Origin of the sequence: Allobosea sp. R86505, from assembly GCF_042466375.1 — a bacterium.
Classification (GTDB): Bacteria; Pseudomonadota; Alphaproteobacteria; order Rhizobiales; family Beijerinckiaceae; genus Allobosea.
Window position 1 is genome coordinate 897,802 of sequence record NZ_JAXHPY010000001.1, and the last position, 13,256, is coordinate 911,057.

The 13,256-nt window shown below is 66.5% G+C and carries 9 protein-coding genes, 1 tRNA gene and 1 pseudogene; 4 read left to right on the forward strand and 7 right to left on the reverse strand.

Annotation, left to right across the window (positions count from 1 at the left end):
- Positions 1 to 69: 69 nt before the first annotated feature.
- From SJY11_RS04335 to SJY11_RS04345, 3 genes are all read right to left on the reverse strand, one after another.
- Positions 70 to 762 (reverse strand): carbonic anhydrase, encoded by a 693-nt coding sequence (locus SJY11_RS04335; RefSeq protein ID WP_376985199.1) that lies wholly within the window; start codon positions 760 to 762, stop codon positions 70 to 72.
- Between the two features lie 69 nt (positions 763 to 831).
- A complete protein-coding gene (locus tag SJY11_RS04340) occupies positions 832 to 1,164 on the reverse strand; it encodes a DUF167 family protein (protein ID WP_376985200.1) in 333 nt (110 codons plus the stop codon).
- Between the two features lies 1 nt (position 1,165).
- Positions 1,166 to 1,456 carry a YggT family protein gene (locus SJY11_RS04345; RefSeq protein ID WP_376985201.1) on the reverse strand — a complete coding sequence of 97 codons (291 nt, stop codon included), beginning with the start codon at positions 1,454 to 1,456 and terminating at the stop codon, positions 1,166 to 1,168.
- Positions 1,457 to 1,567: 111 nt separating this feature from the next.
- On the opposite strand from SJY11_RS04345, the gene SJY11_RS04350 reads away from it, so the two are divergent.
- The 4 genes and pseudogenes from SJY11_RS04350 to SJY11_RS04365 all read left to right on the forward strand — a co-directional run bounded on the left by SJY11_RS04350 (position 1,568) and on the right by SJY11_RS04365 (position 7,006).
- Positions 1,568 to 1,643, forward strand: a tRNA-Ala gene (locus SJY11_RS04350).
- Between the two features lie 286 nt (positions 1,644 to 1,929).
- A pseudogene (locus SJY11_RS04355) lies at positions 1,930 to 2,809 on the forward strand (transposase).
- 813 nt (positions 2,810 to 3,622) lie between these two features.
- A complete protein-coding gene (locus SJY11_RS04360) occupies positions 3,623 to 5,911 on the forward strand; it encodes a putative bifunctional diguanylate cyclase/phosphodiesterase (protein WP_376985202.1) in 2,289 nt (762 codons plus the stop codon).
- Positions 5,912 to 5,939: 28 nt separating this feature from the next.
- Positions 5,940 to 7,006 (forward strand): IS630 family transposase gene (locus tag SJY11_RS04365; RefSeq protein WP_376984777.1). Its coding sequence is split into 2 segments (ribosomal slippage): positions 5,940 to 6,426 and positions 6,426 to 7,006, totalling 1,068 coding nucleotides; the frame shifts between segments, so codons are not numbered across the junction.
- Positions 7,007 to 7,343: 337 nt separating this feature from the next.
- Here the strand turns inward: SJY11_RS04365 and SJY11_RS04370 are convergent.
- From SJY11_RS04370 to SJY11_RS04385, 4 genes are all read right to left on the reverse strand, one after another.
- Positions 7,344 to 7,553: a hypothetical protein gene (locus SJY11_RS04370; RefSeq protein ID WP_376985203.1), complete on the reverse strand. Its 210-nt coding sequence runs from the start codon at positions 7,551 to 7,553 to the stop codon at positions 7,344 to 7,346.
- Positions 7,554 to 7,631: 78 nt separating this feature from the next.
- Complete coding sequence (locus tag SJY11_RS04375) at positions 7,632 to 9,437, reverse strand: peptidoglycan L,D-endopeptidase MepK (RefSeq protein ID WP_376985204.1); 1,806 nt, start codon at positions 9,435 to 9,437, stop codon at positions 7,632 to 7,634.
- Between the two features lie 188 nt (positions 9,438 to 9,625).
- Positions 9,626 to 11,554 (reverse strand): L,D-transpeptidase family protein, encoded by a 1,929-nt coding sequence (locus SJY11_RS04380; protein WP_376985205.1) that lies wholly within the window; start codon positions 11,552 to 11,554, stop codon positions 9,626 to 9,628.
- A 105-nt stretch (positions 11,555 to 11,659) separates the two neighbouring features.
- Positions 11,660 to 13,153: a sigma-54-dependent transcriptional regulator gene (locus SJY11_RS04385; protein ID WP_376985206.1), complete on the reverse strand. Its 1,494-nt coding sequence runs from the start codon at positions 13,151 to 13,153 to the stop codon at positions 11,660 to 11,662.
- Positions 13,154 to 13,256: the final 103 nt, after the last annotated feature.

The following is a 13,256-nucleotide window of genomic DNA, read 5'->3' on the forward strand; positions in this document are numbered from 1 at the left end:
TTCCGGATCAGCGCGGCTGCGCCGCTTGTCCGGGATGACGACCCGTTTCGGGATGCTGAATGACCGTCGTCAGTCGCAGCGGAGCGGGACGGCCTTGCGCGGGAGTTCGCCGATGGCGGGCACGAACTGGCCCGAGACAGGGTCCAGCAGCATCAGCACGCCGGTGGCGACGGCGAAATAGGCGCCGTGCAGGTGCAGCCGGCCCTTGCTCTCGAGGATCTGCACGCAGGGAAAGGTGCGCAGATTGGCCAGCGATTGCTGGATCGAGGAAAAGGCGAGGCGCTCGACATAGCCGTCCAGCGTCTCGTGGCGGCCGCGTCCGCCGGTGCGTTCGGCCGCGGGCGCGATCAGCGTGATCCATTTGCCGATGAAGTCGCCCGAGGAGAGCGGGCCCTGGGCATCGTCGGCGAAGGCGCGGATGCCGCCGCAGCGGCCATGGCCGAGCACGACGATGTGCTCCACCTTCAGCGCCTGCACGGCGTATTCGAGCGCCGCAGAGGTGCCGTGGAGCTGGTCGTCGGGCGAGAAGGGCGGCACGAGATTGGCGACGTTGCGCACGACGAACATCTCGCCGGGCCGGGCATCGAAGATCACCTCCGGCGAGACGCGCGAGTCGCAGCAGCCGATCAGCATGATCCGGGGGGTCTGGCCGGTCTCGGCAAGCTGTTCGTAGCGGTCCTTCTCCCGGTCGAAGCGATCGTCGAGAAAGGCGCGGTAACCCTCGGTCAGCCGCTCGGGGAAAGGGGATACGGGCGTGTCCATGGCCTCTTCGAACAGGAGGCCAGCGCTTTCGTCAAGCGGATGCTGCGCTGCGGGAGGCGGCCTGCGTGCTCATCGCGGGGCGGCGATGGCCTCGAGACGGGCGCCGAGACCGGCGGGGTCGCCGGCGATCGCCAAGGTCTTGAGCCGTGCGCTGGCACCGGCCGCCAGCGTCACCGCCGAGCGCGGCAGGTCGAGCGTGCGGGCGATCAGGGCGAGCAGGGCGGCATTGGCCTCGCCCTCGCTGGGGGCGGCCCGCACCCGCGCCTTCAGCACGGGCCGGCCGTCGGACAGGATCTCGACGCCGTCGATGGCATCGCGGCCGCCGCGCGGCGTCAGCCGCACCGACAGGCGCAGGCCCTCGGCCGATGCGGTCCAGGGCTGGCCCGCGGCCGGGGAGGCCACCTCAGAAGACGGCGGGGTAGAGATAGAGGACGATGACGCGCTCGATGAAGAAGATGAGCAGCAGCAGGATGATCGGCGAGATGTCGATGCCGCCCATGTTGGGAAGCATGTTGCGGATCGGGCGCAGGACCGGCTCGGTGATGCGGTAGAGCATGTCCCAGATCGTCGAGACGAACTGGTTGCGGGTGTTGACGACGTTGAAGGCGATCAGCCAGCTCAGCACGGCCGAAATGATCAGCAGCCATGTGTAGATCTGCAGGGCCAGCAACACCACGTCGAGAACGGCACGCATCGGGAATCCTCTGGATCGTCGTTGGCCGGCGCCCACCGTCGCGCGCGCCGCAAACTCATGGCGCAAGCGATTGACAGACACGCGACGCAGGGCCTAGAAGGCCAGCGCCTCGGGGCTGTAGCTCAGATGGGAGAGCGCTGCAATCGCACTGCAGAGGTCAGGGGTTCGAATCCCCTCAGCTCCACCAAGGCCTGCATGCTAGAATTAAGCTAGCATGTTCAAGGCTTTGGTGGAAGGGGCGCTCGGGGCGTGTACCCAGTGAGGTCCCCAGCTACGTCTCCAGATGGACGTTCGCGCAGACCGCGTTCGGTTGTTTGATAGGCCAAATCCTTCCTTTGCGATGGCTCTCGACACATCCAGCGAATTGCACGATTGGACGCCGACGGCAGGAGCTGCCCTAACAGGCTGTTGACAAAGCGGCTCGCGGTTCCGTCCTTGACGTGATTCACTCCTCTGCTTTGGGGAGGATCGGGATGCGCGGGAGCGACGAGCGGACAGGGGCGCTTTTCAGCTATGTTGATCTGGAGGCGCGGGTGCCGGCGGGCCATCCGCAGCGGGCGATCCGGTCGCTGGTGAACGAGGCTCTCTCAGTGATGGGCAGCGACCTCTCGGCGCTCGACTCGGGCCTCGGCCGACCGTCGATCGCCCCGGAGAAGCTGCTGCGTGCGATGCTGCTGCAGGCCTTCTACTCGATCCGCTCTGAGCGCCAGCGGATGGAGCGGCTGGAGTTCGATCTCCTGTTTCGCTGGTTTGTCGGGCTCGGCATCGACGACGCGGTCTGGGATCACTCGACATTCTCGAAGAACCGCGACCGGCTGCTCGCCGGCGACGTCGCGGCGCAGTTCCTGTCGGCCGTGCTGGCCGGGCGCCGTGTGAAGCGGCTCCTGTCGAGCGAGCACTTCAGCGTCGACGGCACGCTGATCCAGGCCTGGGCGTCGAGGAAGAGCTTCAGGCCGGTCGAAGAGCCTGGACCAGGCTCCGGCCCGAACGAGCCGCCGCCGCCGGCATCGGGCGGGTGCAACGCCGAGGCCGATTTCCGCGGCGAGAAGCGTTCGAACGCGACCCACGCCTCGACCACCGACCCGGACGCCAAGCTCTATCGCAAGGGGCCCGGCATGGAGGCGCGGCTCGCCTTCCTCGGCCATCGACGGTCGCACCACCCGCCATCCCGGCTGTGCCGCAAGCCAGCGCATCCGCAAGCGCATCGAGGAGGGCCTCAGTTGGATGAAGGCGGTGGCCGGGCTCTACAGGCCCAAGCTGCGCGGCGTCGACCGGGTCGGATGGGCCTTCACCTTCGCCGCCGCAGCCTGCAACCTCGTCCGCCTGCCGAAGCTGTTGGCGACGCCGGCATGAGCGAGATCACCGACGCGGCCCCCGCGACGATCAGCGTCGAAGCCGCGCGACGCCCCGCGCCGAAGCCGACGACCCTGATCGCGCTCACCAGGCGCCCTCGATCATCCGAATCCCGCCGATAAGCGATACCGCTCCACCCAATGACTGCATTCTTCAACAGCCTGCCAGGGGGCAAGCTGCATCGGAACAGCTCAATTCCAACGTCGGGACTTGCGCCAGACGGCCGCGCAGATGGCATCCGAAAGAGGCCCGTCTGCCCTCCCCTCGCCGAGCGGCGAAAGGCGGCAACGCAGGCTGGGATGAGTTTTAACCGAGCCGGTGTTGCCATGGCCTGCGACGCACCGGCTCGGCTACGGCGAACAACGCTCGAAGGCGCAGCGTAAGGCGAGCCACCGCTCAGCAGACATCCCGTCTTACGCTTCGACAGATGGCCCGAGAAATTAGAACTTGTAAAATTTCACGATATGTTTACGCTTCCTCTGCTACCGATTGCCTGTAGCTTCCGTCGACCACGATGGGGAGGCGAAGCGACCGCTAGGCCCGTTGAGCGCTGGCACCTCTTGGCCGCGTGGCTGCCCTGTAACCCTGGCCGACCCACCCAGCCAAACAATCGGCACCATCAATTTGTCCGATGATCGAAATTGAAGATCATGGTTATCGCAAGTTTTTTGATGGTCCCGTCGGAACGATTGCGGCTTCACGGTAGGCCAATTGGCGCCGATCATTGAGGGCAAGAACTTGTCAATGGGAACTCCTTCTCAGCGGTCGTTCGGTCTGTCAATTTTGAAATTCACAAGTCACTCACGTGATATTATGATGATCAGTGAAAGAAAAATACTGATCACAAGTACATTTTTAATTGCTATTGTTATTGCTTCAATGTCGCTTGCCGTGATAAAGATCAGCGATAGTATAACCGGATCTCGTCTTAAATCTCTGTCTAACATTGCCCTTCCGCTTTCTGGCGAAACGGACCGTGCCTTCCAAGCGATGGATCTGGTCCCGCGTAATGTTGTCGATAGCATCAGCAGTGCAGGTATACGCGATGCCGACGGAATGAGCGCGGCAATGTCAACGTTGGCGGCTCATGATGCCATGCGCGCACGGATATCAGCCTTCGCCTATATCGACGCATTGACCCTCGTAGATGAGACCGGAAAAGTCATTAACACGACCCGATTCTTTCCTCCTCCGGATGTAAATTATATTCATCGTGATTACTTCAAGAGCCTAAAGAATTTGTCGTCAAAGCCTTTTTATCTGAGCCGACCAATGTTCGGACAGATTAGCGGTAAAGTTAATCTGATTCTGACGCGGCGTGTCGTTTCCTCTGTCGGTGCCTTTCTTGGTGTCGTGAACGCAGCCATCGACCGAGCTTACTTCGAAACTGCATTAGCTGATGTTGATCTCGGTCCCGGCGGGCTGATCGCACTTGTCCGGGACGATGGGAGCCTCCTTGCAAAGTCTCCGGGCGGGATATCCATCGCAAACGATGAGCGCGACGCCCACTCCCAGGCACTCGCGGAGGCGCTGGATTCCTTGCCCACTCACGGTGGGCTTTTGAGTGCAGGCCTGCTGGAGTCCCCGAAGAGATTGGTCGTGAGTCGACGCCTGGCGAATTTTCCCGCCTCGATTGTTGTCACCACGACGTCTCAGACGGTGGATGAGGAGATTCTGTCGGCAAGCATTCCGGTGGTGCTCGCGGCGGTCCTGCTCTGTATTGTCATCGGATTGATGGCTTTTGCATTGGGCCGTCAGGCCCGTAACCAACGCTGGCTGGCGGCCTCTCGACACCGCCTGGCTCGTCGCGATACGCCGACTCATCTGCACAACCGGCTATGGTGCGCTGAGCACCTTGAAGCCTTGGCCGGGGCGGAGGCGAATGAGCCTTTCGCACTGATCGTTGTAGGGCTGGATTTTTTCAAGGCCATCAATGATCGGCTTGGCCACGATGTCGGCGACGAATTGCTGCAGGCCATTGCGATGCGCCTGAAAAGCACGCTCAGGAATGGCGACGAACTCGCTCGGGTCGGGGGCGACGAGTTCGCCATCACCCGCTGCCGTTTGGCCGATGAAGCAGAAGCCCTGTCGTTGGCTGAGCGCATCATTGCCGTGATCCAGATGCCTATCTCAATTCGCCATCATCAAATCGTCATCAGATGTTCGATTGGAATTGCATTCTTTCCGGGTGATGCCGTAGGGGCCGTGACGCTGCTCAAGAATGCCGATCTGGCCCTCCAGCAGGCCAAAGCCGAGGGCCGTGGCGTTGCACGCGTCTTCTCTGAACAGATCACCCGGGCCATCCAGACCCGCAACGCACTTCAGCTCGACCTCAATGAAGCGTGGCGGTATCGCCAGTTCTACGTCGAGTACCAACCAATTTTCGAGATTGGCTCGCGCGGCTTGGCCGGATTTGAAGCGCTGCTACGCTGGAAACATCCAGAGCGCGGCAACGTCAGGCCGGATATCTTCATTCCGATTGTCGAAGAAACCGGGTTGATCCTCGCGCTTGGCGCCTGGGTTCTCGAGGAGGCTTGCAGAGAAGCGATGCGCTGGCCGTCGGATCTGTTCATCTCGGTCAACCTGTCGCCTGTGCAGTTTCGTGGCGGCAAACTGGAGCGCCATGTTCATGACGCCCTCAAGAGGTCTGGGCTGCCAAATCACCGCCTTGAACTGGAGGTCACGGAATCGACGCTGCTTCATGAGGGATCGGCGGTTCAAGCCGCGATAGACCAATTTCGACGCCTCGGCATAGCGGTGGCCCTCGACGACTTCGGCACGGGCTATTCCTCGCTGGCTTATCTCAAGCATCTCAGCATCGACCGGATCAAGGTGGATCGCTCCTTCGTCAGCGACGCCGTCGGCAATCCCTCCGGCCGCGCCATCTTGAAAGCGATTTTCGGCCTCGCGGCTGCGATTGGCGTGCAAACGACGGCCGAGGGCATCGAGAGCGAAGACCAAATCGCGATCATGAAGCAAGAGGGCTGTACCCATCTGCAGGGGTATCTATTGGGACGCCCGATGTCGAAAGCCGATGCGCTATTATACCAACGGCCATCGCGGCTGACTCACGGGGGTCTTTTCGGCGGCTCGTTTCGCTGATTCCATGTGCGCGAGGAGGATTCGCGCCATGGCTGCTGCGGTGAAGCTTCGAACGGACTACTCGGCCCTCGACCTGCGTCGGCTTGCGGCGGGGTCGAGGCACGCCAACCAGAGCCGCCGGCTTCTGTCGCTGGCGGCGGTTCTCGACGGTATGGATCGGGAGCAGGCCGCGCGGATCGGCGGCATGGATCGCCAGACGCTGCGCGACTGGGTTCACCGGTTCAACGAAGGCGGCCCCGACGGGCTGAAGGACATTCGTTCCAAGGGACATCCGCCCAGGCTCTCGACCGATCAGCTCGCCGCCTTGGCGGCCATCGTCGAGACGGGCCCCGACCGGGCCGTCAATGGCGTGGTGCGCTGGCGGCGCATCGACCTGCAGAAGGTCGTTCGTGAGCGCTTCGGCGTTGATTATCACGAGCGCACGATCGGGAAGCTTCTGAAGCAGATCGGCTTTTCCCACATCAGCGCGCGCCCGCACCACCCGGCGCAGGACGCGCGCGTGATCGAGGCGTTCAAAAAAACTTCGCGGTGACGCTGGGGGCCCATCTCGCCCATGTGCCGAAGCGCAAGCCGATCGAACTCTGGTTCCAGGACGAAGCCCGCATCGGCCAGAAGAACGGCTTGGTCCGGCAATGGGCCAGGCGCGGAACCAGGCCGCGCCAGCCCGCCGACCAGCGCTACGAGAGCGCCTATCTGTTCGGGGCGATCTGCCCGGCCCGCGGCGTCGGCGCGGCGCTCGCCATGCCCTTCGCCGATACCCACGCCATGCAGGCCCATCTCGACGAGATCGCCAGGACGGTCGCGAAGGGCGCCCATGCCGTCCTACTGCTCGATCGCGCCGGATGGCACACCACGGCCAAGCTCGTCGTGCCGAAAAACATCTCGCTGATCTTCCTGCCCTCGCGCTCGCCCGAACTGAACCCGGTCGAGAACATCTGGCAGTATCTGCGCGCGAACTGGCTCTCAAACCGCGTCTTCGACACCTACGACGACATCATCGACGCCGCCTGCGACGCGTGGAACCGCCTCGTCGATCAGCCCAGGACCATCACATCCATCGGGAGGCGTGAATGGGCGCATATCGGTCAGGAATGAGGGCCGTTGGTATTACTCATCGAAGCGACAACGCGGAAATCGGCAATCCCAATGGCGGTTCGCGCGTAGCCGTAGGGCTTCTCGATCTGCCTTAGGATCGGGCGGAACGACAAAGCTGCACCGCCCTGCCGCGAGAGCGGCCTAGTCCAGTGGCGCTACGTTGCAGCGGACTTTGGGTCGTGTCCCTGATGGTGGTGTAGCTTCTCGTAGCCACCTCAATGCCGGCTTTGGCCGGGCTGGTCAGGCGGCCACGGCTGGCAGGCTGACGATGGGATCATCGCTGATCGGCGCGGTGCTTTCCAGCGTGATGCAGCGGGCGCGCTGTCCGCGCGCCGGCTCAGGCGCGCTCGAACTCGGCGTCATAGGCGGCCGCCAGCATGGCGTGGCAGGCCTTGGCCTGTTCGCGCACGGCCTCCAGCGTGACATGATTGGCGATGTCGATCAGGTCGCGCAGGGCGAAATCGACCGCCGAGAGCAGGTCGAGCTCGGCGCCGGGCTGAACCTCGTCCCGGACCGGCGGAAGCCGAAACTGCAAAACCTGTCCCATAGCAACTCTCACTGTTGGCGAATCGCCTGCAGTGTGGCGCCAGCGGGGTCAGCAATCGGTTAATGCGGCGCCGAGGGATCAGTTCTGGATGAAGTTCGTCGGCAGCGGCCTGACGGCGGGGCCGCTGAAGGAGCCGGTGCGGGCGTCGCTGGGCTCTGCATGGCTGAAGCCGAGCGCCGCGGCGGGGCTGGGGCCGGCGATCGGCGAGGGCGCTGGCGCGGTCGTCCGGGCGCGGGCGACGGTCACTCTGCGCCCGGGGGCAACAGAGGTGCGAGCAACGGCGGCAAAGAGCGAATCGAGCCCTGAACGATCGGCGTCGTACTGCGACTCGATCGGCGTTGGCGCGGGGCGAGCCGGCGATGCCGCGGCAACGCTGACGCCACCGCGGTCCGGGCGGCTCGGCGGCAGCGGATGCGAGACGGCGACGAGCCTGCCCTCGGGCAGCGCGGCGGTGGCAGGCTCCGAGCCACGCAGCCCGGCTGTGGCGGGCAGCGGCGTCGACTGGCCGGCGAGGCCGAAGCCGGTCAGTGCGACCGGGCGCACCGGCGGCAGCGGCGCGTCGGTCGGCCGGCCGGCGATGACGCTCTCGACAAGGGCGGTCATCTCGCCTGGCCGCCGCGGCGGCAGGGCCGCGAGAATGAGCTTCTGATCGGCGCCGGCCGTGGTGGGCGCGAAGGCGAGTGCCCCGCCCGCCGCGGGCAACGCCGCGATCTGGACGGCGCCTTCCGCCTCTCCCGGCAGTGTCAGGCTGCGCGGGCGGGCGAGGGGCAGCGGCGCATCGACGAGGGCCGGCCGCTTCTCCAGTGCGGGAGGCGTCGGCGGTGCGGCGGCGGCGTTGACGGGCGCGACGGCCTGGGTCTCCGGCGGCGGGGATGCCCGCGGGGCGAGCCGCTCGGCGCGCTCCTGGGCGAGCGAGCGCGTCGCCGGGGCCGGCTGCGGCGCCAGCGCGACGGCAAAGCGCCCGCCATCGGAGGCGTTGCTGTCGGCGAAGGCATTGCTGTCGGCATAGGCGATCACGGCTGGCTGCGGCTTGGGCGCGGCGCGCCGCCCGCGGGTCGGGCGCGCATCCGCCTCTTCCTCGTCGCCGCCGAAGAGCGACGCCCACAGGCTCTTGCGTCCCGAGGAGATGACCGCGCCCTCGTCGAGATCGGCTGCCGCATAGCCGGCCACCGCGCCGCCGCTGGAGAGAATCTCGGCCTTGGCGATCTCGTAGCCGCCCAGCGGCTGGCCGTCGGCCGGCAGATGGACGGTCTTTTCGTCCGGGAAGAGGCGCACGAGCTGGTCGCGCGTCATGCGCGGCCAGGAGCGCACCGAGCCGGCATCGAGATGGATGAAGGGTGTGTGTGCGCCGGGATAGAAGCCGACGCCGCCGCGCTGCAGCCGCATGCCGGCCTCGCGGACACGGGCCGTCGCGGCGTCGGGCAGATAGAAATCCATCGCCTTGCCGAGCATGTGCTGGCTGTGCTTGGCGACGGCACGCGAGCGTCGGCGCAGCATCGAGTTGGTGCCGGGCGAGCGATAGGCGGAAACGACGTGGAAGGGCTGCTGGGATCCGACCTGGCGCTGGACCTCCCAGGCGACGTCGAAGAGGCGCGGATCCATGCGGATCGGCTCGTCGGTGCGCCAGTCGCGCAGGGCCCAGTTCAGCTTCTCGAGCCCCTCGGCGACATAGCGGCCGTCCCGCTTGAAAGTGACGGTGATCTCTTCCTTGGTGTGCATGTGGCGGATCGAGATCGTCCGCGTGTCGCCATTGGCGACGGCATCCTGCGTGCCGCGCACGCCGAGCAGAAGCGCTCCGGCCGCGACACCGAGCGCCAAGGCCCGGCGGAAGACCTGTTTCGGGCGCGCATTGCGTGCCGAAAGCGTGGCGTCTGAGCTGCCCAATCTGCTGACCCGTCTCGATGCCCCGCTCTGGCGGCGCGTGATGAACGTGAACGAACAGTTGCGGAGAAGCGTTAACGCCTCGTTAGCAAGCCGGCAATCGCCAGGCCAGCCCTTTCTGCGCGCCCCTCCGCTACCCTTTGATCGTGGCGAAACGGTGCCGGCGTGCCGGACCGTTCCACGAAGTGGTGTCAGCCGCGCGGTTCGAGCGCCTGACGCACCATGCGGTGGAAGCCGTAGAGGTCCTCGAAGGTGGTGAGGCTGCCGTCGGCGCCGACGACATGGGTGTTGTAGACGAGGTGAATCGCGAGTGGCTGGGGCAGGTTGATGCGGCGCTCGCCCGAGCCGATCAGCCGCTTCAGGCGCTCATGCGTCCATTCCGGCCCGAGCACCTGGTCGGCGAGCAGGAAGGGATTGTCGACGCGCACGCAGCCATGGCTGAAGGCGCGCTTCTCATGGGCGAAGAGCCTCCGGTTGGGCGTGTCGTGCAGATAGACGGCGTGGTCGTTGGGGAACATGAACTTGATCCAGCCGAGCGCATTGCGCTCGCCCGGCGGCTGGCGCACCGAGATGCCGCCACCCTTGGTGCGCGTCACCACATAGCCGCGCCTGGCGGCGTAGTCGGGATCGGCCGCGAGGCCGGGGATGAACTCCTTGCGCAGGATCGAAGGCGGCACGTACCAGGACGGATTGACGATGACGTGGTCCATCCTGTGCGAGAAGATGGGCGTCGCGGTCTCCGGCTTGCCGACGATGGCGCGGGTCTCGTGGACGATCTGGCCCTGGCGGACGACGCGGACGCGGAACTCCGGGACGTTGACCATGATGTGGTCGGCGCCGAGATCGCCCGGCAGCCAGCGCCAGCGCTCCATCTGGGCGATGACGTCCTGCTCGCCGCGGGCTGTTGCGGGCGTGCCGAGCGCGGCCAGCGTCTGCGCGCCCAGGACCCCGTTCGCGGGCAGGCCGGCCTGCTTCTGGAAGGCGGCGAGCGCGGTCGCGGTCGAGCGGTCGAAGACGGGCTCCTCCGTCGGGCCGAGCCCGAGCCTCGCGCGCACCAGCGGCACGCGCTCGTCGCGCATGCCGACCTTCAGCGCCGGGCCGGAGGGGATGCGTACCAGCGGCGTGTCGTCCTGGTGCTCGCGCAGCTCGACGAGCTTGGCCTTGAGCCGGCGATAGCCCTCATGGGGCGGGTTGTAGGCGGCGAGCACGGCGCCCGCGTCGGCAGCGCCCGCCAATTCCGAGAGCACCTCGGTGGCGGAGGGCAGCGACAGCGTCGGCGTCAGCAGCTTGGAGAGGCGGCGCGGATCGACGCGGGCGCCGCGGGCGTCTCGGGCATAGAGCACGGCAAGCGCCGAGAGCCGGACGTCGGCTTCGGCCAGGCTGCCCTTGTCGCTCGCCTCGAAGGCGGGGAGGGGATAGTCGGTCGGGCGCAGTCCATCCTCGCCGGCACGGCCGATGCGATCGGTCAGGCGCAGTCCCGCGGCGCTCCAGCCGCGGCCCTGAATCCAGAGCGGCCGGTTGCCGTTGGCCTCGTAGGCGGCGAGGATCTCGGCGCGCTCGCGCTCGGCGAGGCGTGGCAGAGTCAGCGCTTCGGCGGCGCGGGCGGCGATGTCGGCCGCGAATTCGGTGCCGGCCGGCAGGTCGACGACGACCTTCGGCAGATCGGGCGGCGCGATCGCGGGTTCGGCGCTGCGCAGAACCGGTGCGGCCTGCGGCGCGGCGAGCGCCGGATCGGCGGGCGGCAACTCGATGGCGGGGATGTCGAGGGTGACGGGCTCGTCAGGCATCGCGACGGGGGCAGGCGTCGGCTCCGGCGTGACGAGGCTGCCTTCGGGGCGCGCCGTGGGCGTGACCGCACCGGTGACCATGCCCGGCTCAGTGGCGGGAGCGACAGCGGCCTGCGTCTGCGGGGCGGGCTCGGCGGGGGCCGCCTCTGCGCTGGCGGGCGCCTGCGCGACCGGCGGCAACTCGTCGGCAAGCAACCGGAGGGCCGGCTGTTCCGGCAGCGGAATGCCCAGCGTCGGGTCGGTGGCCGGGCCTTCGGCGGAGGCGACGGAGGCGGTGAGGGACAGGGCCAGAGCCGAGACGCAAGCCAGATCCGCCCAGTGGCGACGACGCATGGTCGCTATTCCTGAATTCTGCCGAGACCCGCATTCCTGCGTGACTCGGCGGGTTTCGACAAGAGGCGGCGGCGCAACAGGCGCCGCCATTCGGTTGGTCGCGGCTCAGGCCGCGTCGGTTTCATCCGTGCCGGATTCGGTCTCGATCAGCCCGTAATCCTTGAGCTTGCGATAAAGCGTCGAGCGGCCGATGCCGAGCTTGCGCGAGATCTCCGACATGTGCCCGCGGTAATGGGCGAGAGCGAACTTGATGATCTCGCGCTCGAGTTCGTCGAGCGTGCGCATGTCCGATCCGGCGACGAGGTCGAGCGCATTGGGGTCGCGCACCGGCATCTGGATAATGCGCGGCGTGTCGTTGCGCGCCTCGGCGGGCCCCAGCGAGGCGGGGGCGGGCGGGATGCGGACGTCATAGCCCTCCATCTGCGCGGCGATCTGCGGGAATTCGGCGACGGTCAGTTCGTCGCCATCGGCCAGCACCACGGCGCGGAACATCGCGTTCTCGAGCTGGCGGACATTGCCCGGCCAGTCGTAACTGCCGATCAGGGCGAGCGCCTCGGCGGCGATGCCGCGCAGCTTCTTGCCTTCCTCCGCTGCGAAGCGGGCCAGGAAGCCGCGCGCCAGATCGGGAATGTCCTCGCGGCGCTGGCGCAGCGGCGGCAGCGTGATCGGGAAGACGTTGAGGCGATAGTAGAGGTCCTCGCGGAACTCGCCGGCCTTGACCTGGTCGAGCAGGCTCTTGTTCGTCGCCGAGATGATGCGGATGTCGACGCGCACCGACTTCTTGCCGCCGACGGGGTCGACCTCGCCTTCCTGGATCGCGCGCAGCAGCTTGACCTGCGCGTCGAGCGGCAGTTCGCCGACCTCGTCGAGGAAGAGCGTGCCGCCGCTGGCCTCGACGAACTTGCCGACATGGCGCTCGGTGGCGCCGGTGAAGGAGCCCTTCTCGTGGCCGAAGAGAATCGACTCGACGAGGTTGTGCGGGATCGCGCCGCAATTGACGGTGACGAAGGGCTTGCCCTTGCGGTCGCTCGAACCCTGGATGGCGCGGGCGAGCACCTCCTTGCCGACGCCGGATTCGCCCTCGATCAGGATGGGGATGTTGGACTTCGCCGCCCGCTCGGCCAGGCGCACGACGCGGGCCATGTCGGCGCTCTTGGTGGCGAGGTCGCGGAAGCCCAGCGTGCCCGACGCGCGGCGCTTGATGTGGCGCAGCTCGTGTTCGAGGGCACCGAGCTTGAGCGCGTTCTTCAGCGAGATCTGCAGCCGCTCGGCGCCGACCGGCTTGACCACGAAATCAACCGCGCCGGCCCGCATCGCCTGGACAACGGTCTCGATCGAGCCGTTGGCGGTCTGCACGATGACGGGAATTTCGATCGCGCGTTCGCGCAGCGCCGCGAGCACGCCCATGCCATCGAGTTCGGGCATGACGAGGTCGAGGATGACGGCGTCGAAGCGCTCGCCGTCCGGCCCGGTGAGCATCTGGAGGGCGGCGTGCCCGGTGTCCGCGACGGCGACATCATAGCCGGAGCGCCTGAGCATGGCATCGAGCAGCCGCCGCTGGACGGGATCGTCGTCGACGACGAGAACTGTGGCAGTCATGACACCTCGGCAGCCGGAATCGACGAAACAGCGCCATCGGCCGATGGAATCGCTGTTCCGTTCTGGGGCATCCTCGGCCAGAACGGTTAAGCGGCGCTTAAGC

Excerpts from the sequence above, each read along its gene's own strand:
- SJY11_RS04335 (WP_376985199.1), bottom strand. The coding sequence starts at position 762 with ATGGACACGCCCGTATCCCCTTTCCCCGAGCGGCTGACCGAGGGTTAC.
- SJY11_RS04345 (WP_376985201.1), bottom strand. The coding sequence starts at position 1,456 with ATGCGTGCCGTTCTCGACGTGGTGTTGCTGGCCCTGCAGATCTACACA.
- SJY11_RS04360 (WP_376985202.1), top strand. The coding sequence starts at position 3,623 with ATGATGATCAGTGAAAGAAAAATACTGATCACAAGTACATTTTTAATT.
- SJY11_RS04370 (WP_376985203.1), bottom strand. The coding sequence starts at position 7,553 with ATGGGACAGGTTTTGCAGTTTCGGCTTCCGCCGGTCCGGGACGAGGTT.
- SJY11_RS04380 (WP_376985205.1), bottom strand. The coding sequence starts at position 11,554 with ATGCGTCGTCGCCACTGGGCGGATCTGGCTTGCGTCTCGGCTCTGGCC.
- SJY11_RS04385 (WP_376985206.1), bottom strand. The coding sequence starts at position 13,153 with ATGACTGCCACAGTTCTCGTCGTCGACGACGATCCCGTCCAGCGGCGG.